Below are 19,490 nucleotides of genomic sequence, written 5' to 3'. Positions count from 1 at the left end.
AGCCGGATCAAGGTAAGGAAGCGGACATGAGCGAAACGAGCCTTGCCATCAGCAAATTCAGTGATCTCGCCAATCCGACGCGGTTTCTGGCGCTGGCGGCGCGCGCCGTTCCGTGGCTGGCTGGCATCACCACCCTCTGTTTCGCGGTCGGCCTCTATCTGAGCTTCGCCACCGAAGGCGATTACCAGCAGGGCGAGACCGTGCGCATCATGTATGTCCATGTCCCCTCGGCCTGGCTTTCGATGATGTGCTATACGATTATGAGCCTCTCGGCGATCGGTACGCTGGTCTGGCGCCATCCGCTGGCCGATGTCTCCGCCAAGGCCGCAGCCCCGCTCGGCGCCGCCTTTACCCTGCTTGCACTCGTCACCGGCTCGCTCTGGGGCAAGCCGATGTGGGGCACCTGGTGGGTCTGGGATGCGCGGCTGACCTCCGTCTTCGTTCTCTTCCTGATGTATCTCGGGCTGATTGCGCTCGGCCGTGCCATCGACGATCCGTCGAAGGCCGCGCGCGTCAGCGCCGTGCTCATCCTCGTCGGCTTCGTCAACATCCCGATCATCAAATTCTCCGTCGAGTGGTGGAATACGCTGCACCAGTCGGCAAGCGTGCTGCGCCTCGACGGCCCGGCGATTGATCCGGAATTCCTGCGGCCGCTCCTCGTCATGGCGATCGCCTTCACCCTGCTCTTCTTCACGCTGCACATCATGGCGATGAGGAACGAGATCTGGCGCCGCCGCATTGCCGCCCAGCGCCGTCTTGCCGCTCGCATGGCGAGCCGGGAGGAATAGCCGTGACGCAAGCCTTCTACGTCTACGCCTCCTATGGCTTTGCAGCCCTGGTGACGATCGCCGTCACGGCCTGGACCTGGGTCGATGGCCGCGCCCGCCGCAGGGAACTCGCCGCCCTTGAGGCTGCCGGCATTCGCCGTCGTTCGGCGCGGCCCAAGGACAGTGTGGGGGATGGCGAATGAACGACACGCCGGAAAACACCGCCGCCAAGCCGCGCGGGCTGAGCCGTTACGCATTGGCGCTGCTGCCGCTCGTCGTCTTCGGCGGCATTGCGGCCACGGCCGCAAAGATGCTCTACGACCAGGATTTCCATGGCAAGAACATCGCCGAAATTCCCTCCGCCCTGATCGGCACCAAGGCGCCGGCGCTGAACCTGCCGCCGCTCGACGGCGCCAACCTGCCGGCGCTGACCGATGTCGCAATCAAGGGCAAGCTGACCCTCGTCAACGTCTTCGCCTCATGGTGCCTCCCCTGCCGGGACGAACATCCGCTATTGAAAGAACTGGCAAAAGACGGACGGCTGAACATCGTCGCCATCAATTACAAGGACCAGAACGACAATGCCCTGCGTTTCCTCGGCGAGCTCGGCAACCCCTTTCGGGCGATCGGCATCGATCCGAACGGCAAGGCAGCGATCGACTGGGGTGTCTACGGCATTCCGGAAAGCTACCTGGTCGGGCCTGACGGCACGATCCTCTACAAGCGCGTCGGCCCCTTCGACGATATCAGCCTGAAGGAAGGGCTTTTTCCAGCGATGGAAAAGGCGCTCGGCAAGCCGGTCTCTTAATGAGGCGTCTTATCAGGACAAAGAAGCCCTACACCCCACCCTGCCAGACCTTGATCGCCTCCACCGGCCAGATCAGCATCACGACATTCAGCGTCAGGTTGTCGCGGATTATGTAGCCGGTGAAAATCTCGAAGAAGATGGCGATCGCAACCGTGAGCGCCACCGGTGCGCGCCGCGCGAAGAAGAAGCCGACGCACATGAAGACGGTGTCCATCGCCGAATTCAGAATGCTGTCGCCGTAATAATCGAGCGCGATCGTCGCCGTGCGGTAGCGGTCGATGATGAGAGGTGAATTTTCAAGCAGCTCCCAGCCGGATTCGATGACGAGCGCCAGCAGCAGCCTTGCCGCCAACGGCTTGCCGCGCAGGATGAGATGCGCGAGGCCGTAAAACAGGAAGCCGTGGATAATGTGCGACGGCGTGTACCAATCCGACAGATGCTGCGAATTGCCGCTGGTATTGACCCCGCCCTCCCACAGTTTGACAGTGCCGCAGGCGCAGATCGGCACGCGGCCCATCATATATTCGGCGGCGATCTGAATGATCAGCACCGCAAGGCAGGCGACAAACCAGAAGTTCTGGTGTCTTACGCGAGATTCTACGTCGACAGCGCTCACTTCTCGCCTTCCGTTTCCAGGTTGACGCTATGTTTCAGCACCAGCGGCATCTGCGCCAGCGTGAAGATGATGGTGATCGGCATCGTGCCCCAGACCTTGAAAGCGACCCAGGTACCGTCGGAAAAATTGCGCCAGACGACTTCGTTCAGCACGGCGAGGAAGAGAAAGAAGATGCCCCAGCGGATGGTGAGCTTACGCCAGCCCTCGGCATCGAGCTGGAAGGCGGCGTTGAAGACATAGCCGAGCAGCGACTTGCCGAAGGCCAACCCGCCGAGCAGCGCCACCCCGAAGAGCGCGTTGACGATGGTCGGCTTCATCTTGATGAAGGTCTCGTTCTGCAACCAGATCGACAGCGAGCCGAAGATGACGACGACGATGCCTGATACAAAAGGCATGATCGGCAGATGGCCGAGCACGATCTTCGAAACGATCAGCGAGATGATCGTCGCCGCCATGAAGAGGCCGGTCGCGACGAACAGCGGTCCGCCCAATTCGGAAAGAGCGGGAAAAGTTTCCACCAGCCACTGGCCGCGCAGATTGGCGAAGAAGAAGATCATCAGCGGCCCGAGTTCCAGCGCCAGTTTCAGCAGCGGATGATGCCGGTCGGCAGCAGACGGGGTGATATCGCTTTCGGTGCTCATGCGTTCTTCAAACCTGTTTTCCTGGAAACTGTTTCCGGCCGTGCCCTGCAGGCCTTCGGCGGCATATCTGTGGCATCATTGCCCAAGTCCGGCAATGGCATGGGCAAAATCCTCGGCCTCGAACGGCTCCAGATCCTCGACACCCTCGCCGACGCCGATGAAATAGACCGGCAGCTTGTGTTTGGCGGAGATGGCGACGAGAATGCCGCCGCGCGCCGTGCCGTCGAGCTTGGTCATGATCAGCCCGTTGACGCCGGCGACGTTGCGGAAGATCTCGACCTGGCTGAGCGCGTTCTGCCCCGTCGTGGCATCGAGCGTCTGCAGCACGGTATGCGGCGCGTCGGGATCGAGTTTTCCGAGCACGCGCACGATCTTCTCGAGCTCGGCCATCAGCTCTGCCTTGTTCTGCAGGCGGCCGGCGGTATCGACGATCAGCACGTCGCATTTTTTTGCCTTTGCCTGTTCGAAGGCATCATAGGCAAGGCCGGCGGCATCGGCGCCGAGCTTGGTGCCGATGAATTCGGATTTCGTCCGGTCGGCCCAGATTTTCAGCTGCTCGATCGCCGCCGCCCGGAAAGTATCGCCGGCGGCCAGCATCACCTTCAGCCCGGCGCCGGAAAGCTTTGCCGCAAGCTTGCCGATCGTCGTCGTCTTTCCCGTTCCGTTGACGCCGACGACGAGGATGACATGCGGCTTGTGCGAGAGGTCGAGCTGCAGCGGCTTGGCGACCGGCTTCAGCACCTTGGCGATTTCCGACGCCATGATCCGGGTGACATCCTCGCCGGTGACATCCTTGCCATAGCGCTCAGAAGCAAGCGTGTCGGTGACGCGCATGGCGGTCTCGACACCGAGATCGGCCTGGATCAGCAGGTCCTCGAGATCCTGCAGCGTCTCGTCATCGAGCTTGCGCTTGGTGAAGAGCGCGGTGATCTGGCCGGTCAGCTGCGAAGAGGTGCGTGCAAGGCCATTACGCAGGCGCTGGAACCAGCTGAGTTTTGGCTGCAGGACAACGGGCTCCGGCTCGACCACCTTCGGGCCGGTGGCGAAGCCTTTGGGGAGGACGGGAGATTGAGGTTTCGGTTCTGCCGCGGGGCTACCCCCCTCTGCCCTGCCGGGCATCTCCCCCACAGGTGGGGAGATTGGCTGGGAGGACGATTCCAGCCCTACATTATCCTCAGCTGGAATCTCTTCCGGCTCAGTCGGAATCTCTTCCGTAAGCTTTTCAATGACGTCTTCGAGGTCATCCGGCTGTTCCGGCGCATCGGTCTCCAAATGATCTCCCCCCTTGTGGGGGAGATGTCCCGGAGGGACAGAGGGGGGTATTCCCGCAACGATATCGACAGGCGCCTGGATTTCGGCCTGCACCTCCACTGCCGCCTCGGCTTCCAGCAATGAGAGCGGCACGACACCCAGATCGCTCAATTGGTCGGCGGCGGGCAGGATTGCGGATTCGACATCATCGTCAGCAACCGCTGCTTCGACCCCGCCCTCGTCAATATCGGCAGCCGGCCCACCGGCCGTATCCATTTCCTCGGCCAGCACCGGATCGTCAGCAACCGGCAGATCTTCGTCACGCGAACGCGGCTCCAGCTCCCTTTCCACGGCCGCAGGCACAGGTTCTTCAGCCGGCTTGCCGAAGGTGAAGACCTTTTTGATGAAACTGAGCGCCATGGGGATTCCGTGAAAGTCAGGCCGCGGCTGCGGCCGTCAATTGCATGTCGAGATGTTTGCCATTGTGGCCGGTGATCGTGACCGGCACAAGTTCGCCTGGACGAAGGCCGGGGGCAGCGACCAGCGTGAAGTTCTCCGTATGCGCCAGGCCGTTGTTTTCAACAAGCAGCCATTGCCGGGTTCCGATCATCCGATCGAGATGGGACTGATACAGCATATGTCCAGCGGCGCGTAGCCTTGCGGCGCGATCCTTGACCAGCGACCGGTCGAGCTGCGGCATGCGGGCGGCCGGTGTGCCGGGACGCGGACTGTAGGGGAAGACATGCAGATGGGCGATGCCAGCCTCTTCGGCCAGCTTCACGGCATTGTCGAACATGTCTTCGGTTTCGGTGGGAAAGCCGGCAATCATATCGGCGCCGAAGCTTATCTCGGGGCGGAGGCGGCGCGCATCCTCGATGAAACGCAACGCATCGGCGCGTAAATGCCGGCGCTTCATGCGCTTCAGGATCATGTCGTCGCCATGCTGCAGCGACAGATGCAGATGCGGCATGAAACGTGGCTCGTCGGCGATGAGATCCATCAGGTGGGCGTCGGCCTCGATGCTGTCGATCGAGGAAAGCCTGAGCCGGCGGATATCGGGGATCTGCTTCAGCAGCGTCTTCGCCAAAAGCCCGAGCGTCGGGGCGCCCGGCAGATCGCCGCCATAACTGGTGGCATCGACGCCGGTCAGCACGATCTCGCAATAACCGCCGTCGACGAGATTGCGGGCCTGATCGACGACGGCTCCCATCGGTACGGAGCGGGAATTGCCGCGGCCATAGGGAATGATGCAGAAAGTGCAGCGATGGTCGCAGCCATTCTGCACCTGGATGAAGGCGCGCACATGGCCGTCGATATGCCTGACCATCTGCGGCGCCGTCGCCTTGACGCTCATGATGTCGTTGACCCGGAGCTTCTCTTCGGCCGAAACGCCGAAATCCGGCAGGCCGCGATAGGAGGCGCTCGTCAGCTTCTCCTCGTTGCCGAGCACGGCATCGACCTCCGCCATCGCGGCGAAGGTCTGCTTTTCCGTCTGCGCGGCGCAGCCGGTGACGATGATGCGGGCATGCGGATTGTCGCGCCGTGCCCGGCGGATCGCCTGGCGGGCCTGGCGCACGGCCTCGCCGGTCACGGCACAGGTGTTGACCAGGATGGCGTTGTTGAGCCCGGCCTTCTCAGCCTGCGCCTTCATCACTTCGGATTCATATGTGTTGAGGCGGCAGCCGAAGGTAATGACCTCGATGCCGCTCACTGCGCCTCCGCCTCTCGGATACCATCGCGCGCCCAGAGACCGGTCGAAGGATCGAGCCTGCCCGACCATTCCCATTCGGCCGGGCCGGTCATGATCACATGATCGTCGTGCTCGCGCCATTCGATGGAAAGCGTGGCCGGCGGCTTGGCGCTTGCCACATTGATCGTCACCTTGCGGCCGGTGCGGCCGGTGCGCGCAGCACTGACGGCAGCAGAACAGGCAGCCGAGCCGCAGGCAAGCGTCAGCCCCGCGCCGCGCTCCCAGGTGCGCGTCGTCACCGATGTCGGCGACGTCACCTGCGCCAGCGTGATATTGGCGCGCTCGGGAAACATCGGATGGTTTTCGAGCAGCGGTCCGAAGCGGGCGAGATCATAGGACATCACGTCCCTGTCCACCCAGAAGATCGCATGCGGATTGCCCATCGACATCACTGAGGGCGAATGCAGCACCGGCTTGTCGATCGGGCCGATCTGCAACTCGATGCGGCTGGTGTCGTGGAATTCTTCCGCCAGCGGGATCCTGTCCCAATCGAACACCGGCCGGCCCATATCGACCGAGATCGTCCCGTCCTCGTGCTCGACGGCGTTGAGGATGCCGGCGACCGTCTGGAAGGTAAAGACCTTCCTGCCGGTCTCGGCGGCAAGCGCCTGCACGACGCAGCGTGTGCCGTTGCCGCAGGCCTGCGCCTTCGAGCCATCGGAATTCAGGATATCGATGAAGGCATCGGTGCCGTCGGCCTTCGGATCATGGATCGCCATGATCTGATCGAACTCAGTCTGCGGATCGGCATTGAGCGCGACCGCCGCCGCCGGCGTCACCTTGTCCGGCCGACCGCGCATGTCGACGACCAGGATCTTGTTGCCAAGCCCGTTCATCCTCGCAAATTCGACCGTTGCGCTCATGGGTACCATTCCGTCTGTCTTTCCGGTGTATATGGCGGAAATGCGAAGGAATTACCAGTGGGTGAGTGCCGGGCAGGCGTTGCGGCACGCTGACCTTCGAGGCAGCGGTTCGGCTTTTACCGCTGCGCACCGTCGGGATCGAAGGATGCAGCGTGGGCTTCGACAATCGCTGCGGTGATGACCTTTCTCAGCTCGTAGACCAGCGAACGGGACCGCTTGCGATCAAGATCCTGTGCCGCCTTCGCCAGATTCAGGCCTTCGTTCAGGACAATATGATGGGCCCGCGCCAGCGCCCAGCTCTCAATATCAGCATTTAGCATTCGATATCTCCGCCGATTCATTCGGCATCAAGGATATTCACGAATCATTTTACAGGACGCACTTAAGTAGAAAGTAGAATCATAAGCACAATAATTTGCAACTGGCGTTGACAGCGAATTCGGCCGCCGGAGTGGCAATATTTATCGGCAAAACCTGAAACGCTGGCGGATTGCGCAAGCCAATACATCACTTTGTTTGAGTATGTACTTTTGCTGCAACCGTTAGATGAAACACTGCCGACCTCTCGTCAAACGCTTCTGAGAAGTCGGTCATGCGGTCATTTGTCCGCATTGCCTTGACTTTCGCGCGGCTTTCCTGTTTATCGCGCCCAATCCGCGACGAGCCACATGACTCCGAGCCGCCGACCGGGACTTAGAGATCCCGGAGGTCAACACCCGACAGCGCGATGCGCCCTCGGGTGCTTTTTGGCTTTGCGTCTTGTTTTCGTCAAGGAAAAGCACGACGTTTCCGGGCATATCCCAACCTGCCCGAAACGTATCAAGGAAGAGCCGATGTTTGAAAACCTCCAGGACCGTCTTGGATCCATTCTGAATGGACTGACAGGCCGTGGCGCGCTTTCGGAAGCCGATGTTTCCGCAGCGCTGCGCGAGGTTCGCCGTGCGTTGCTGGAGGCCGATGTCGCGCTCGACGTCGTGCGTTCCTTCACCGACCGCGTGCGTGAAAAGGCCGTCGGCGCCGAGATCCTGAAGTCGATCAAGCCCGGCCAGATGGTCGTCAAGATCGTGCATGACGAACTGATCGAGATGCTGGGCGGCGAAGGGGTCGGCATCGATCTGCATGCACCGGCCCCCGTCGTCGTCATGATGGTCGGCCTGCAGGGCTCCGGCAAGACGACGACGTCGGCGAAGATCGCCCATCGCCTGTCGACGCGCGAGAAGAAGAAGGTGCTGATGGCGTCGCTCGACACGCGCCGTCCGGCAGCCCAGGAGCAGCTTCGCCAGCTCGGCGCGCAGGCCAATATCGACACGCTGCCGATCATATCAGGCCAGTCGCCGACCGATATCGCTGCCCGCGCCGTGCAGGCGGCCAAGCTCGGCGGCCATGACGTCGTCATCCTCGATACCGCCGGCCGCACGCATATCGACGAGCCCTTGATGGTCGAGATGGCCGACATCAAGAAGCGGTCGAACCCGCATGAAATCCTGCTGGTCGCCGACAGCCTCACCGGCCAGGACGCCGTCAACCTCGCCCGCAGTTTTGACGAACGCGTCGGCATCACCGGTCTGGTGCTGACCCGCATGGACGGCGATGGCCGCGGCGGTGCAGCCCTTTCGATGCGGGCGGTCACTGGCAAGCCGATCAAACTGATCGGCGTCGGCGAGAAGATGAGCGAGCTGGAGGAATTCCATCCTCGCCGCATCGCCGACCGCATCCTCGGCATGGGCGACATCGTCTCGCTCGTCGAGCGCGCGTCCGAAAACATCGACGCCGAGAAGGCGGCGGCCATGGCCGCCAAGATGGCCAAGGGCAAGTTCGACCTCGACGACCTGGCCGACCAGCTGCGCCAGATGCAGAAGATGGGCGGCATGGGCGGTATCATGGGCATGATGCCCGGCATGGCCGGCATGAAGGACAAGATGGCCGCAGCCGGCCTCGACGATAAGCTTTTCGGTCGCCAGATCGCCATCATCCAGTCGATGACCAAGGCCGAGCGCACCAATCCCGACCTGCTCAAGCATTCGCGCAAGAAGCGCATCGCCGCCGGCTCCGGCACCGATGCCGCCGCTATCAACAAGCTTCTGAAGATGCACCGCCAGATGGCGGACATGATGAAGATGATGGGCGGCAAAGGCAAAGGCGGCATGATGAAGCAGATGATGGGCGGCCTTGCCGGCAAGATGGGGCTCGGCGGCGGCATGGGCGGCATGGGTGGCGGCATGCCCGATCTCTCGAATATCGATCCCCGGCAGCTCGAGGCCTTGCAGAAGCAGGCGGAAGCGGCGGGGCTTGGAAAACCGGGTGGGGGTATGCCCGGTCTCGGCGGTCTGCCGGGTGGTTTGTCGGGCCTCGGCGGCGCCAAGCTGCCGGGCCTTGGCGGTGGTTTCCCGGGTTTGCCCGGATTGCCCAAGAAGAAGTGAAAGGATCGCTTGCCCCATGATTGATCCAAACGTCAAAACCCAGCTTGCGAGCTATCGTCAGTCGATCGACAATATCGATGCCGCTCTCGTGCACATGCTTGCCGAACGCTTCCGCTGCACCAAAGAGGTCGGCGTGCTGAAGGCCAAATACAATTTGCCGCCGGCCGACCCGGCGCGCGAGGAATACCAGATCGAACGCCTTCGCCAGCTGGCGAAAGCTGCCAATCTGGACCCGGATTTCGCCGAGAAGTTCCTGAACTTCGTCATCAAGGAAGTCATCCGGCATCATGAGCAGATCGCTGCGGATCACGCTGAACAGAGCACTGCAGCCCGATAACCGTACCGCTCGAGAAAGCGGTCAAGAAAAGCCCAAGGAGTAAAGAACATGGCACTGAAAATTCGTCTCGCCCGCGGTGGTTCCAAGAAGCGCCCGTACTACCACGTCGTTCTCGCCGATGCGCGCAGCCCGCGTGACGGCCGCTTCCTCGAAAACCTCGGTTCCTGGAACCCGATGCTTGCCAAGGATGATGAGAAGCGCGTTCAGCTGAACGCCGAGCGCATCAAGCACTGGATCGAACACGGCGCCCAGCCGACCGACCGCGTTCTGCGCTTCCTCGACGAGGCAGGCGTTGCCAAGCGCGAAGCCAAGAACAACCCGGTCAAGGCAAAGCCCGGCAAGCGCGCCCAGGAACGCACCGCCGAAAAGGCTCAGAAGGTCGCCGACGCTGCTGCTGCCGCCGACGCCGCGGAATAATCGCGACACTCCTTCGAGCGGGCGGCATGGCGACATGCCGCCCGTTTTCGTTTCCAATCGCACGCACTTCGTTTATGAGAAACCTGTCTTTCGGCTTCACATGAAGGAACCCATGACCAAGCTTGAAAACCCCGTTCTGATGGCGACGATCGGTGGCGCGCAAGGCCTCCGGGGCGAGGTGCGCGCCAAGGCCTATACGGCCGATCCCGGCGCGCTTGGCGACTACGGCCATCTGCACAGCATGGACGGCCGCAGCTTCGAAGTCCTCGAAATCCGCGAGATGAAGAATGTGGTCGTCGTCCGTTTCCGCGGCGTCAACGACCGCAATGCCGCCGAGGCCCTGAACGGGCTTGAACTCTATATCGAGCGGGACAATCTGCCGGACGAGGAGCTGGAGGACGACGAGTTCTACTATGCCGATCTCGAAGGGCTCGAAGCGCGCGACGACAAGGGTGTCAGCTATGGCACAGTCACCGGGGTCTTCGATTTCGGCGCCGGCGACCTGCTGGAACTCAAAGGTCCGGGCAAGCGCCCGGTGCTGATCCCCTTCTCCGAAGCCTCGGTGCTGGAGATCGACCTCGAGGCCGGCACGCTGCTGATCGATCCGCTGGCGGCGGGTCTGGTCGACGATCCCGAAGAGCTTTCGAAATTCACTCCCGACAAGCCGAAAAAGAAGAAGTAATGGCTTTCCGGGCGAGCGTGCTGACACTTTATCCGGAAATGTTTCCGGGGCATCTGGGCTTCTCGCTCGCCGGCAAGGCGATGGAGCGGGGACAATGGTCGCTGGACACGGTGCAGATTCGCGACTTCGCCACCGACAGACACCGCACCGTCGACGACACCCCGGCAGGCGGCGGCGCCGGCATGGTGCTGAAACCAGACATTCTCGCCCGCGCGATCGACAGCGCCTCAGAAAACGATACCCGCCCGCGGCTGCTGATGAGCCCGCGCGGACGGCCGCTGACGCAGGAGCGTGTGCGCGTGCTCGCGGCGGGCGACGGCGTCATCATCGTCTGCGGCCGCTTCGAGGGCGTCGACCAGCGGGTGATCGAGGCGCGCGGACTGGAAGAGGTCTCGATCGGCGACTACGTGCTGTCAGGCGGCGAGCCGGCGGCGCTGATCGTGCTCGATGCCATCATCCGCATCCTGCCTGGTGTCATGGGCAACGATCTTTCCGGCCTGCACGAAAGCTTTGAAGGCGGACTGCTGGAACATCCGCATTATACCCGGCCGCAGGAATGGGAAGGCCGGGAAATCCCCGCGATCCTCGCCTCGGGCAACCACGGCGCGATCGAGAAATGGCGGCATCAGGAAGCGGTGCGGCTGACGCAGGAGCGGCGGCCGGATCTGCTGGAAAAGGCCAAAAGCAAGAAAAACGGCTGATTTCGCAGCCCTTTTCACAAAAATGCCGTCCAAGGGATGACAAGCCCTGGCCTTTCGTGTATTGGCGCACGCGGAAATGGGGTTTATCCCCGTCTGCCAGCAAACAAAGAATGGCGAATCCGCTCCCGCCCTTGATGGGCAAAGTCCTGAGGCCAGTTCCGAAGGATCAGTGTCGAGCGCTCTGGCTGTTTCAGAAGAACCAAAGGTTAAGACGATGAACATCATTCAGCAGCTTGAGGCCGAACAGGCCGCCAAGATCGAAGCCAAGCGCACGCTTCCCGAATTTTCCCCCGGCGACACTGTCCGCGTCAACGTCAAGGTCACGGAAGGCACCCGTACCCGCGTTCAGGCCTATGAAGGCGTCTGCATCGCCCGCTCGGGCGGCGGCCTGCAGGAAAACTTCACCGTCCGCAAGATCTCCTACGGTGAAGGCGTCGAGCGCGTATTCCCGGTCTACTCGCCGATGATCGAAAGCGTCGACGTCGTTCGCCGCGGTAAGGTCCGTCGCGCCAAGCTCTATTACCTGCGCGACCGTCGCGGCAAGTCTGCCCGTATCGTTGAAGACACCGGCGTTCGCGCCCGCAAGCTCAACGACGCCGAGCGCGCCGCCATTGCCGAGGAAAAGGCACGCATCGAAGCTGAAAAGGTGGCAGCAGCTCAGGCGCTCGCCGCCGAGAGGGCAGCAGCAGAAGCTGCGGAAGCCAAGGCTGCCGCTGAAAAGGCCGCCGCAGAAGCAGCCGCCGCTGCAGCGGAACCGGCAGCAGAATAAGATCTGCGCCACGCAAAATTCTTTGCTTGGAAAGGCGGCCTTCGGGTCGCCTTTTCTATTTTTTGCTTCGGTGCGCAGCCGGCGGCCTTGCCTCAGGCCTATCTTCCGTGACAGTTTTTGCCGTTCAATTTGGGGAACCGTTCAATGTTGTTTCGCCGTACCGTTCTTGCGAGCTTCGCCGCCCTTGCTCTTGCACCCCTCGCCGCATTAGCCGCCGAACTGCCCGATCTCGGCGGCAAGAGCGTCGTCGTCGTCACCGAGAATGCCTATCCGCCGCTGCAATTCGTCGATCCGAAGTCCGGCAAGGCGATCGGCTGGGAATATGATGCGATGAACGAGATCGCCAAGCGGCTGAATTTCAAGGTCGAATACCAGAACACCAGCTGGGACGCGATGATCCAGGCGGTGTCCGACGGCCAGTACAACATCGGCATGACCGGCATCACCATCAAGGAAGACCGCAAGCAGAAGGTGGATTTCTCCGATCCCTATATGCGCTCGCAGCAGTTCATGCTGGTGCGCGGCGACGAGACGCGCTTCACCGATGCCAAGTCCTTCGGCGAATTCAAGGATGGCCTGGTCGGCGCACAGCCCGGCACCACGCCCTTCTACACCGCCGTCTATGAAGTGCTTGATGGCAACGAGCAGAACCCCCGCATCAAACTCTTCGAAACCTTCGGCGCCACCGTCCAGGCCCTGAAGGCCGGCGACGTCGACGTCGTGCTGACCGACGGCACCGCCGGCAAGGGTTATGTCGATGCCTCGAACGGCGCCTTGAAGCTGATCGGCGAACCGCTCGGCACCGAGGATTTCGGCTTCATCTTCCCGAAGGGCTCCGACCTCGTCGCCCCGGTCAATGCCGCCATCGCCGCACTCAAGGCCGACGGCACACTGGATGGGCTGAACAAGAAGTGGTTCCTCGACTACAAGATGGGCGAATGACGCCGAAAAACGACTAATGGCCCTGCGACCATCTCGCGACAGATACGTCAAGGACGACTATCCCTGGTGGCTGGTCGCCCTCGTCACGATCGGCATCGTGCTTGCCGCCGTCATCGTCGCCAACGATATCTATGCCCAGGTCTTCCGCACCGTCGTCAACGGTGTCTGCGTCACCGTCTTCGTCACGCTGGTCGCCTTCGTGCTCGCCACCGTACTCGGCCTCGGCATCTGCCTGCTCGGCATGGCCGACAGCCAGGTGTTGCGTCAGATCGCGAGATTCTACATCGAGATCATCCGCGGCATCCCTATCCTCGTGCTGCTGTTCTACGTCGCCTTCGTCGGCGCGCCGGCCCTGGTCGCAGCCTACAACTTCCTGATTTCACCGCTGGTGACATCAGGCATGGCCGAACCCATCCTGGTGCGCGACCTCTCGCTGATGTGGCGAGCGATCATCGCGCTGACGGTCGGTTATTCCTCCTTCATCGCCGAAATCTTCCGGGCCGGCTTCCAGTCGGTCGATCTCGGCCAGATCGAGGCGGCCAAGGCGCTTGGCCTGTCGCGCTACCGGCGCTTTCGCTCCGTCGTCTTCCCGCAGGCGATCCGGGTGATCTTCCCGCCGCTCTCCAACGATTTCGTCTCGATGGTGAAGGACAGCTCGCTCGTCTCCGTGCTCGGCGTCGCCGACATCACCCAGATGGGCAAGGTCTATGCCGCCGGTTCCTTCCGCTTCTTCGAGACCTATTCGATCGTCACCTATATCTATCTGATCCTGACGATCGGCCTGTCGCTGGCGCTGCGGCGGACGGAGAAATGGATGAAGTCGCGGTGACGGCACCAATAGCCGCACCACTGAGGGGTCGCAGAGCGTCTGCTGATGATTCAAATTGAAGCTGCCGCGAAAAATCGCTATATGCAGGGCCATGGAATCCAAGTTCAGATGCATTGGTGCGCATATTTTCGTGCTGCAGGACCATTATCGCCTGCCGGCGCGGTTTTTTGCGTGCGTGTCTGGTGCGCTCAACAGCCGACTTCGTTGATCGAATGACGGCCGGCGGAGCCTGATCCGCCATTTCTCGATTTTCCAAAGCTTCCAAAAAACGGACTTAACGCCATGAGCGCACCGCGTACCCTCTACGACAAGATCTGGGACGATCATCTGGTCGACGAACAGCCGGACGGCACCTGTCTTCTCTACATCGACCGCCACCTGGTCCACGAAGTCACTTCGCCGCAGGCTTTCGAAGGCCTGCGCATGACCGGCCGCAAGGTTCGCGCGCCGGAAAAGACGCTCGCGGTCGTCGACCATAACGTTCCGACCTCGCCCGACCGCCATCTCGGCATCAAGAACGAGGAAAGCCGCATCCAGGTGGAAGCGCTGGCGACCAATGCCGCCGAATTCGGTGTCGAATATTATTCGGCAAGCGACAAGCGCCAGGGCATTGTCCACATCGTCGGTCCGGAACAGGGCTTCACCCTGCCCGGCATGACCATCGTCTGCGGCGACAGCCACACCTCGACGCATGGCGCCTTCGGCGCGCTGGCGCACGGCATCGGCACCTCCGAGGTCGAGCATGTGCTGGCGACCCAGACGCTGATCCAGAAGAAGGCGAAGAACATGCTGGTGCGGGTCGACGGCGTGCTTCCGCCGCATGTTACCGCCAAGGACATCATCCTTGCCATCATCGGCGAGATCGGCACAGCCGGCGGCACCGGCCACGTCATCGAATTTGCCGGCGAAGCGATCCGCGCGCTGTCGATGGAAGGCCGTATGACCATCTGCAACATGACGATCGAAGGCGGCGCGCGCGCCGGCCTGATCGCCCCTGACGAAAAGACCTTCGAATATATCAAGGGCAAGCCGCGCGCACCGAAGGGCGAGGCGCTCGAACAGGCGATCGCCTACTGGAAGACGCTGCAGACCGACGAGGGCGCTCATTACGACCGCGTCGTCGTGCTCGACGCCGCCAGCCTGCCGCCGATCGTTTCCTGGGGCTCCTCGCCCGAGGATGTCATCTCCGTCCAGGGCATCGTTCCGAACCCGGACGACATTCCGGACGAAACCAAGCGCACCTCCAAGTGGCGCGCGCTTGACTATATGGGCCTGAAGCCGGGCACGAAGATGACCGACATCACGCTCGACCGCGTCTTCATCGGCTCCTGCACCAACGGCCGCATCGAGGATCTGCGCGAAGTCGCCAAGGTCGTTGAGGGCAAGACGGTTGCCCCGACCGTCGACGCGATGATCGTGCCGGGCTCCGGCCTCGTCAAGGAACAGGCGGAAGCCGAAGGCCTCGACAAGATCTTCAAGGCCGCCGGTTTCGACTGGCGCGAGCCGGGCTGCTCCATGTGTCTTGCCATGAACGACGACCGTCTGAAGCCGGGCGAACGCTGCGCTTCGACCTCGAACCGCAACTTCGAAGGCCGTCAGGGCTTCAAGGGCCGCACGCACCTCGTCTCGCCGGCAATGGCCGCCGCAGCCGCGATCGCCGGTCACTTCGTCGATATCCGCGAGTGGAACTGATCCGTCAAAACGGATAACAATCAAAAGCCCACCGATGCCGCTGCGCATCGGTGGGCTTCACATTTTATGCCGCCCGCCTCGATCGCCTTATAAAACGGCTACCGCATGCGGTCTTTTGCGGGACGACCCTTGCCTGGCGATAATCGAGACGACGATCAGAAGGTTGCCGTCATCGGATCCGGCCCCATGCGGGCACCGGCGCTGTCGAGCTTGGCGATCGCGGCCATATCGTCGGCGTCGAGCTTGAAGTCGAACACCTGGAAATTCTCCTCGATCCGCGACGGCGTCACCGATTTCGGGATGACGACGAGGCCGCTGTCGATGTGCCAGCGAATGATGACCTGAGCCGGCGTCTTCTGATGTTTTTTGGCGATCTCGCCTATCACCGCGTTCGAGATGAACTTGCCCTGGCCGAGCGGGCTCCAGGATTCGGTGGCGATACCAAGCTTCTTGTGAACCTCCTGCGCCGCCTTCTGTTGGAAATCGGGATGCAGCTCGATCTGGTTGATGACGGGAACGACACCGGTTTCGCCGATGATGCGTTCGAGATGTTCAGGATTGAAGTTCGACACGCCGATCGAGCGGGCGCGGCCCTCTTCCCGGATGCGGGCGAAAGCCTTCCAGGTCTCCGTATAGAGGCCGCGATGCGGCGACGGCCAGTGAATGAGGTAGAGGTCGACATATTCGGAACCGAGCTTCTTCAGGCTGCCGTCGAAGGCCCGCAGCGCATTGTCGTAGCCCTGGTCGTCGTTCCTGAGCTTGGTGGTGACGAAGATATCCTTGCGGTCGAGGCCGGAAGAGCGGATGCCTTCGCCGACGCCCTCTTCGTTGTCGTAGCCGGAAGCCGTATCGATATGACGATAGCCGGCGGCGATTGCCGTGCGCACGGTGGGAGCGGCAATATCCTGCGGCGTCTGCCAGACGCCGAGGCCGACTTGCGGAATGGAATGTCCGTCATGGAAAGTGATGATGGGTTGAGCGGTCACAATATATCTCCGGGAGTTTGAAGAATTGGACGAGGCATGAATTGCGCCCGCGCTTGCGGACGTCCCAGAACGCATTTCAGCCGGAGCGTTCGGTCACCGCAAGCATATAGGCGACCGCATCCGGAAAACAATCAGACGACGCAGACAATCGTTCCCTTTCGAAGGTGAGGCAGCAGTCGGCGCATGTCGCGCAGGCTCACCGCCACGCAGCCCGCCGTCGGCTCGTAGCCCGGCCTGATGAGATGGAAGAAGATCGCCGAGCCGCGATTGCGCGCACGCGAGGAGATGTTCCAGTCCATCACCAGGCAGATGTCGTAGAGCCCGTCGCTGCGCCGCATCTCCTCGTGACTTACGCCGGACGGCGCCCGGACGAGGCGGTTATAGCTGGCGCTGCCGGACTGATCGCACCAGAGCATGTCGGGGCGGATGCGGCGGATGGAAAGTGGAGTGACGAGCCGGCCGTTCCGCTCGCCGCGCCGGAAGCCGGATATCAGCTTCATCGAGGCGATCGGCGTGGCGCCGTCGCCCTCGCGTTTCATCACGGTGCGGCCGGAGCGGCCGATCGCAGCAGGCACGGTGATGGCGCCGAGCCGGACGATCGCCCGGCTCCTGCGCCCCGGCGCAGGACGCACCACCATCGTCGATGGCGTTATACCCCGCCTCTGCCTTGCTTTTTCCATTTTTCTCGCATGTCGTGCCTTGTCTGGGGCTTCGATTGAAATCATATCGAAACCGACCCGGCAACAGCCCGCTGCCCGATCCTTGCCAAACCAGGAATTTGGCGTAGGACTAGGGAACTTAACACGAGGACGCAAACGGCATGACCGCACGCACCATTCTTCTGGTGGATGACGACGATGACCTTCGGCAGACGCTGACGGAGCAATTGTCGCTGTATGAGGAATTCACGGTTCTGCAGGAAGCCAACGCCGGCAAAGGTGTCGCTACCGCCCGCGCAACGCCGATCGACCTGCTGATCATGGATGTCGGCCTGCCCGATATGGACGGCCGCGAGGCAGTGAAGCTGCTGCGCAAGGGCGGTTTCAAGGCGCCGATCATCATGCTGACCGGCCACGATACCGATTCGGACACGATCCTCGGCCTCGAAGCCGGCGCCAACGACTATGTCACTAAGCCCTTCCGCTTCGCCGTGCTGCTCGCGCGCATCCGCGTGCAGCTGCGCCAGCATGAGCAGAGCGAGGACGCGACCTTCACCGTCGGACCCTACCTCTTCAAGCCGAGCCAGAAGCTTTTGACCACCGATAACGGCCAGAAGATCCGGCTGACGGAAAAGGAAGCGGCGATCATCCGCTATCTCTACCGCGCCGAACAGAAGGTCGTCACCCGCGACGTACTGCTCGAAGAGGTCTGGGGCTATAATTCCGGGGTGACGACGCATACGCTGGAAACCCACGTCTATCGCCTGCGCCAGAAGATCGAGCGCGATCCCTCCAATGCCGAAATCCTCGTCACGGAAAACGGCGGCTACAAGATCATACCCTAGAGCAGTTCCGTTTTCCTCCGAATCGCGGGAATGCTCTATCTCTTTGTTTTCACTCAATTTCGGACGCAGAACCGCGACGCGGTTTTGCTGGAATTGCTCTAAGGCGAAAAGCCCGCATGGCGCTGACCGACGACATCCACATGCTCGCGCAGCTTCCTCTGTTCAAGGACATGAGCGAGGATCAGCTGCGGTTGATCGCCTTCGGCGCCGACCGGCGCATGATCGCTGCCGGCCAGATGCTGTTTCGCCAGGGCTCGCCCGCCGAGAGCGCCTATGTCATCCTCAGCGGCAGCCTGGAGCTGAGCGCGACGAGCAGTGACGGCATGCAGAGGACAGAGGGAATCGCCGGCCCCGGTACCCTGGTTTCCGAGCTGGCGCTGGTGACGCTGGTGGAGCGCAAGTTCACCGCGGTAGCGCGCGAGGATACCAGCATCATCCGCATCACCCGCGCCCTCTTCCACCGGCTGATCGAAGAATATCCGGACGCAGCCCGGCTGATCGAGAACCGCATTCGCGACAATCTCGCCGAGCTTGCGGCAAAGGCCGCAAGCCAGTTCTACCGCTTCAGCTGATCCCGGTTAGAGCAGTTCTCGCTTTGCGAAAAGCTGAACCGCATCGCTCTAGAAATCGAAATGCGCCGTGACCGGTACGTGGTCGGAGGGACGATCCCAACCGCGCGCCTCCTTCAGGATTTCTATCCGCTTTAGATGCGGCCCGAGATCCGACGACGACCAGATATGGTCGAGACGGCGGCCGCGATCGGCGGCCTCCCAATCCTTGGCACGGTAGCTCCACCAGGTGTAGAGCTTCTCGTTTTCAGGCACATGCTGGCGCATAAGATCGAGCCAGGCGCCGCGCTTCATCACCTCGAGCAGCCCCTCGGTTTCGACGGGCGTATGGCTGACGATCTTCAGAAGCTGCTTGTGCGACCAGACATCATGCTCCAGCGGCGCGATGTTGAGGTCACCTACGAGGATGGCTGAGGTGTTGGCCTCGCCATTGGCTTTCAGCAGCTTCATCTCCTCGATGAAATCGAGCTTGTGGCCGAATTTCGGATTGATCGTGCGATCCGGCTCGTCGCCGCCGGCCGGGACGTAGAAATTGTGCAGCCGAACGCGACGATTGCCGTGCTCGAAGATCGCCGAGATATGGCGCGCATCGCCGACGCCGCAATAATCCTGCCGGTGATCCTCGGTCAACGGAATGCGCGAGGCGATCGCCACGCCATGATAGCCCTTCTGGCCATGGATGATGATGTGATTGTAGCCCATCGCCCTGAGCGGGGCCGCCGGAAACAGGTCGTTCGTCACCTTGGTTTCCTGCAGGCAGAGGATATCGGGCCTGTGCTTGAGAACGAGCTGCTCGACGATGGGCATGCGCAGCCGCACCGAATTGATGTTCCAGGTGGTGATCGAAATACCCATGCCCATACCCCTTCACGCTTTCATGAAAGGGCTTTAAAACAAAGGCGGACGCGAGGGAACCGGCCGCTTGTAAAAGGAGCGGCCGATCAAC

23 protein-coding genes are annotated in these 19,490 nt (G+C 61.8%); 14 read left to right on the top strand and 9 right to left on the bottom strand.

The window, feature by feature from the left end; translation table 11 throughout:
- Window positions 1-26: 26 nt before the first annotated feature.
- From HFO71_RS15325 to HFO71_RS15315, 3 genes are read left to right on the top strand one after another with little or no spacing between them, the layout of a single operon-like run.
- Window positions 27-788, top strand: a complete 762-nt coding sequence (locus HFO71_RS15325; protein WP_077977882.1) for a heme ABC transporter permease — start codon at window positions 27-29, stop codon at window positions 786-788.
- Between the two features lie 2 nt (window positions 789-790).
- Window positions 791-970 carry a heme exporter protein CcmD gene (ccmD, locus tag HFO71_RS15320; protein WP_131640839.1) on the top strand — a complete coding sequence of 60 codons (180 nt, stop codon included), beginning with the start codon at window positions 791-793 and terminating at the stop codon, window positions 968-970.
- A complete protein-coding gene (locus HFO71_RS15315) occupies window positions 967-1,575 on the top strand; it encodes a DsbE family thiol:disulfide interchange protein (RefSeq protein WP_077977884.1) in 609 nt (202 codons plus the stop codon). Before ccmD ends, HFO71_RS15315 begins: the two co-directional genes overlap by 4 nt.
- A 28-nt stretch (window positions 1,576-1,603) precedes the next feature.
- Here the strand turns inward: HFO71_RS15315 and HFO71_RS15310 are convergent, their stop codons facing one another.
- The 6 genes from HFO71_RS15310 to HFO71_RS15285 form a co-directional block, all read right to left on the bottom strand.
- Window positions 1,604-2,191, bottom strand: coding sequence for a DUF2585 domain-containing protein (locus HFO71_RS15310; protein WP_077977885.1), 588 nt, complete (start codon window positions 2,189-2,191; stop codon window positions 1,604-1,606).
- Window positions 2,188-2,832, bottom strand: coding sequence for a septation protein A (locus HFO71_RS15305; protein WP_003543660.1), 645 nt, complete (start codon window positions 2,830-2,832; stop codon window positions 2,188-2,190). The genes HFO71_RS15310 and HFO71_RS15305 overlap by 4 nt, the downstream gene beginning before the upstream one ends.
- Before the next feature lie 75 nt (window positions 2,833-2,907).
- The gene (gene ftsY / locus HFO71_RS15300; protein ID WP_077977886.1) at window positions 2,908-4,503 is read right to left on the bottom strand and encodes a signal recognition particle-docking protein FtsY; all 1,596 of its coding nucleotides are present in this window, start codon (window positions 4,501-4,503) and stop codon (window positions 2,908-2,910) included.
- A gap of 16 nt (window positions 4,504-4,519) precedes the next feature.
- Complete coding sequence (gene mtaB / locus HFO71_RS15295; RefSeq protein ID WP_077977887.1) at window positions 4,520-5,794, bottom strand: tRNA (N(6)-L-threonylcarbamoyladenosine(37)-C(2))-methylthiotransferase MtaB; 1,275 nt, start codon at window positions 5,792-5,794, stop codon at window positions 4,520-4,522.
- Window positions 5,791-6,696 carry a diaminopimelate epimerase gene (dapF, locus tag HFO71_RS15290; protein WP_131640841.1) on the bottom strand — a complete coding sequence of 302 codons (906 nt, stop codon included), beginning with the start codon at window positions 6,694-6,696 and terminating at the stop codon, window positions 5,791-5,793. Before dapF ends, mtaB begins: the two co-directional genes overlap by 4 nt.
- Before the next feature lie 116 nt (window positions 6,697-6,812).
- Window positions 6,813-7,037 carry a hypothetical protein gene (locus HFO71_RS15285; protein WP_017962453.1) on the bottom strand — a complete coding sequence of 75 codons (225 nt, stop codon included), beginning with the start codon at window positions 7,035-7,037 and terminating at the stop codon, window positions 6,813-6,815.
- A gap of 492 nt (window positions 7,038-7,529) precedes the next feature.
- Here HFO71_RS15285 and ffh point away from each other — a divergent pair, with 492 nt between their 5' ends.
- The 9 genes from ffh (at window position 7,530) to leuC (ending at window position 15,485) form a co-directional block, all read left to right on the top strand.
- Window positions 7,530-9,116: a signal recognition particle protein gene (gene ffh, locus HFO71_RS15280; protein WP_065281561.1), complete on the top strand. Its 1,587-nt coding sequence runs from the start codon at window positions 7,530-7,532 to the stop codon at window positions 9,114-9,116.
- 16 nt (window positions 9,117-9,132) lie between these two features.
- Window positions 9,133-9,453, top strand: a complete 321-nt coding sequence (locus tag HFO71_RS15275; protein ID WP_077977889.1) for a chorismate mutase — start codon at window positions 9,133-9,135, stop codon at window positions 9,451-9,453.
- Window positions 9,454-9,501: 48 nt separating this feature from the next.
- Complete coding sequence (rpsP, locus tag HFO71_RS15270; RefSeq protein WP_077977890.1) at window positions 9,502-9,870, top strand: 30S ribosomal protein S16; 369 nt, start codon at window positions 9,502-9,504, stop codon at window positions 9,868-9,870.
- A 112-nt stretch (window positions 9,871-9,982) separates the two neighbouring features.
- The gene (gene rimM, locus HFO71_RS15265) at window positions 9,983-10,552 is read left to right on the top strand and encodes a ribosome maturation factor RimM (protein WP_029767597.1); all 570 of its coding nucleotides are present in this window, start codon (window positions 9,983-9,985) and stop codon (window positions 10,550-10,552) included.
- The gene (gene trmD / locus HFO71_RS15260) at window positions 10,552-11,253 is read left to right on the top strand and encodes a tRNA (guanosine(37)-N1)-methyltransferase TrmD (RefSeq protein WP_131640842.1); all 702 of its coding nucleotides are present in this window, start codon (window positions 10,552-10,554) and stop codon (window positions 11,251-11,253) included. Before rimM ends, trmD begins: the two co-directional genes overlap by 1 nt.
- Window positions 11,254-11,467: 214 nt before the next feature.
- Entirely contained in the window at window positions 11,468-12,022 is a 555-nt protein-coding gene (gene rplS, locus HFO71_RS15255) for a 50S ribosomal protein L19 (RefSeq protein WP_077977892.1), read from the top strand.
- A gap of 144 nt (window positions 12,023-12,166) precedes the next feature.
- Window positions 12,167-12,964: a basic amino acid ABC transporter substrate-binding protein gene (locus HFO71_RS15250; protein WP_077977893.1), complete on the top strand. Its 798-nt coding sequence runs from the start codon at window positions 12,167-12,169 to the stop codon at window positions 12,962-12,964.
- A gap of 16 nt (window positions 12,965-12,980) precedes the next feature.
- The gene (locus HFO71_RS15245) at window positions 12,981-13,793 is read left to right on the top strand and encodes an amino acid ABC transporter permease (RefSeq protein WP_131640843.1); all 813 of its coding nucleotides are present in this window, start codon (window positions 12,981-12,983) and stop codon (window positions 13,791-13,793) included.
- 282 nt (window positions 13,794-14,075) lie between these two features.
- Window positions 14,076-15,485 carry a 3-isopropylmalate dehydratase large subunit gene (gene leuC, locus HFO71_RS15240; protein ID WP_025396357.1) on the top strand — a complete coding sequence of 470 codons (1,410 nt, stop codon included), beginning with the start codon at window positions 14,076-14,078 and terminating at the stop codon, window positions 15,483-15,485.
- A 155-nt stretch (window positions 15,486-15,640) separates the two neighbouring features.
- On the opposite strand, the gene HFO71_RS15235 is transcribed toward leuC, so the two are convergent.
- Both HFO71_RS15235 and HFO71_RS15230 read right to left on the bottom strand, forming a co-directional pair.
- Window positions 15,641-16,471, bottom strand: coding sequence for an aldo/keto reductase (locus HFO71_RS15235; RefSeq protein ID WP_077977895.1), 831 nt, complete (start codon window positions 16,469-16,471; stop codon window positions 15,641-15,643).
- A gap of 131 nt (window positions 16,472-16,602) precedes the next feature.
- On the bottom strand, window positions 16,603-17,124 hold the full coding sequence (locus tag HFO71_RS15230; protein WP_077978077.1) for a L,D-transpeptidase family protein: 522 nt from the start codon (window positions 17,122-17,124) through the stop codon (window positions 16,603-16,605).
- A 167-nt stretch (window positions 17,125-17,291) separates the two neighbouring features.
- On the opposite strand from HFO71_RS15230, the gene HFO71_RS15225 reads away from it, so the two are divergent.
- Both HFO71_RS15225 and HFO71_RS15220 read left to right on the top strand, forming a co-directional pair.
- Window positions 17,292-17,975, top strand: coding sequence for a response regulator transcription factor (locus HFO71_RS15225; RefSeq protein WP_017995455.1), 684 nt, complete (start codon window positions 17,292-17,294; stop codon window positions 17,973-17,975).
- 116 nt (window positions 17,976-18,091) lie between these two features.
- Window positions 18,092-18,547 (top strand): cyclic nucleotide-binding domain-containing protein, encoded by a 456-nt coding sequence (locus tag HFO71_RS15220; RefSeq protein WP_017962463.1) that lies wholly within the window; start codon window positions 18,092-18,094, stop codon window positions 18,545-18,547.
- 48 nt (window positions 18,548-18,595) lie between these two features.
- On the opposite strand, the gene HFO71_RS15215 is transcribed toward HFO71_RS15220, so the two are convergent.
- Window positions 18,596-19,399 (bottom strand): exodeoxyribonuclease III, encoded by an 804-nt coding sequence (locus HFO71_RS15215; RefSeq protein ID WP_131640844.1) that lies wholly within the window; start codon window positions 19,397-19,399, stop codon window positions 18,596-18,598.
- Window positions 19,400-19,490 lie beyond the last annotated feature (91 nt).

This window comes from Rhizobium laguerreae (genome assembly GCF_019778565.1).
Taxonomy (GTDB): domain Bacteria; phylum Pseudomonadota; class Alphaproteobacteria; order Rhizobiales; family Rhizobiaceae; genus Rhizobium; species Rhizobium laguerreae.
This window is presented reverse-complemented; position numbering and strand designations above follow the sequence as displayed.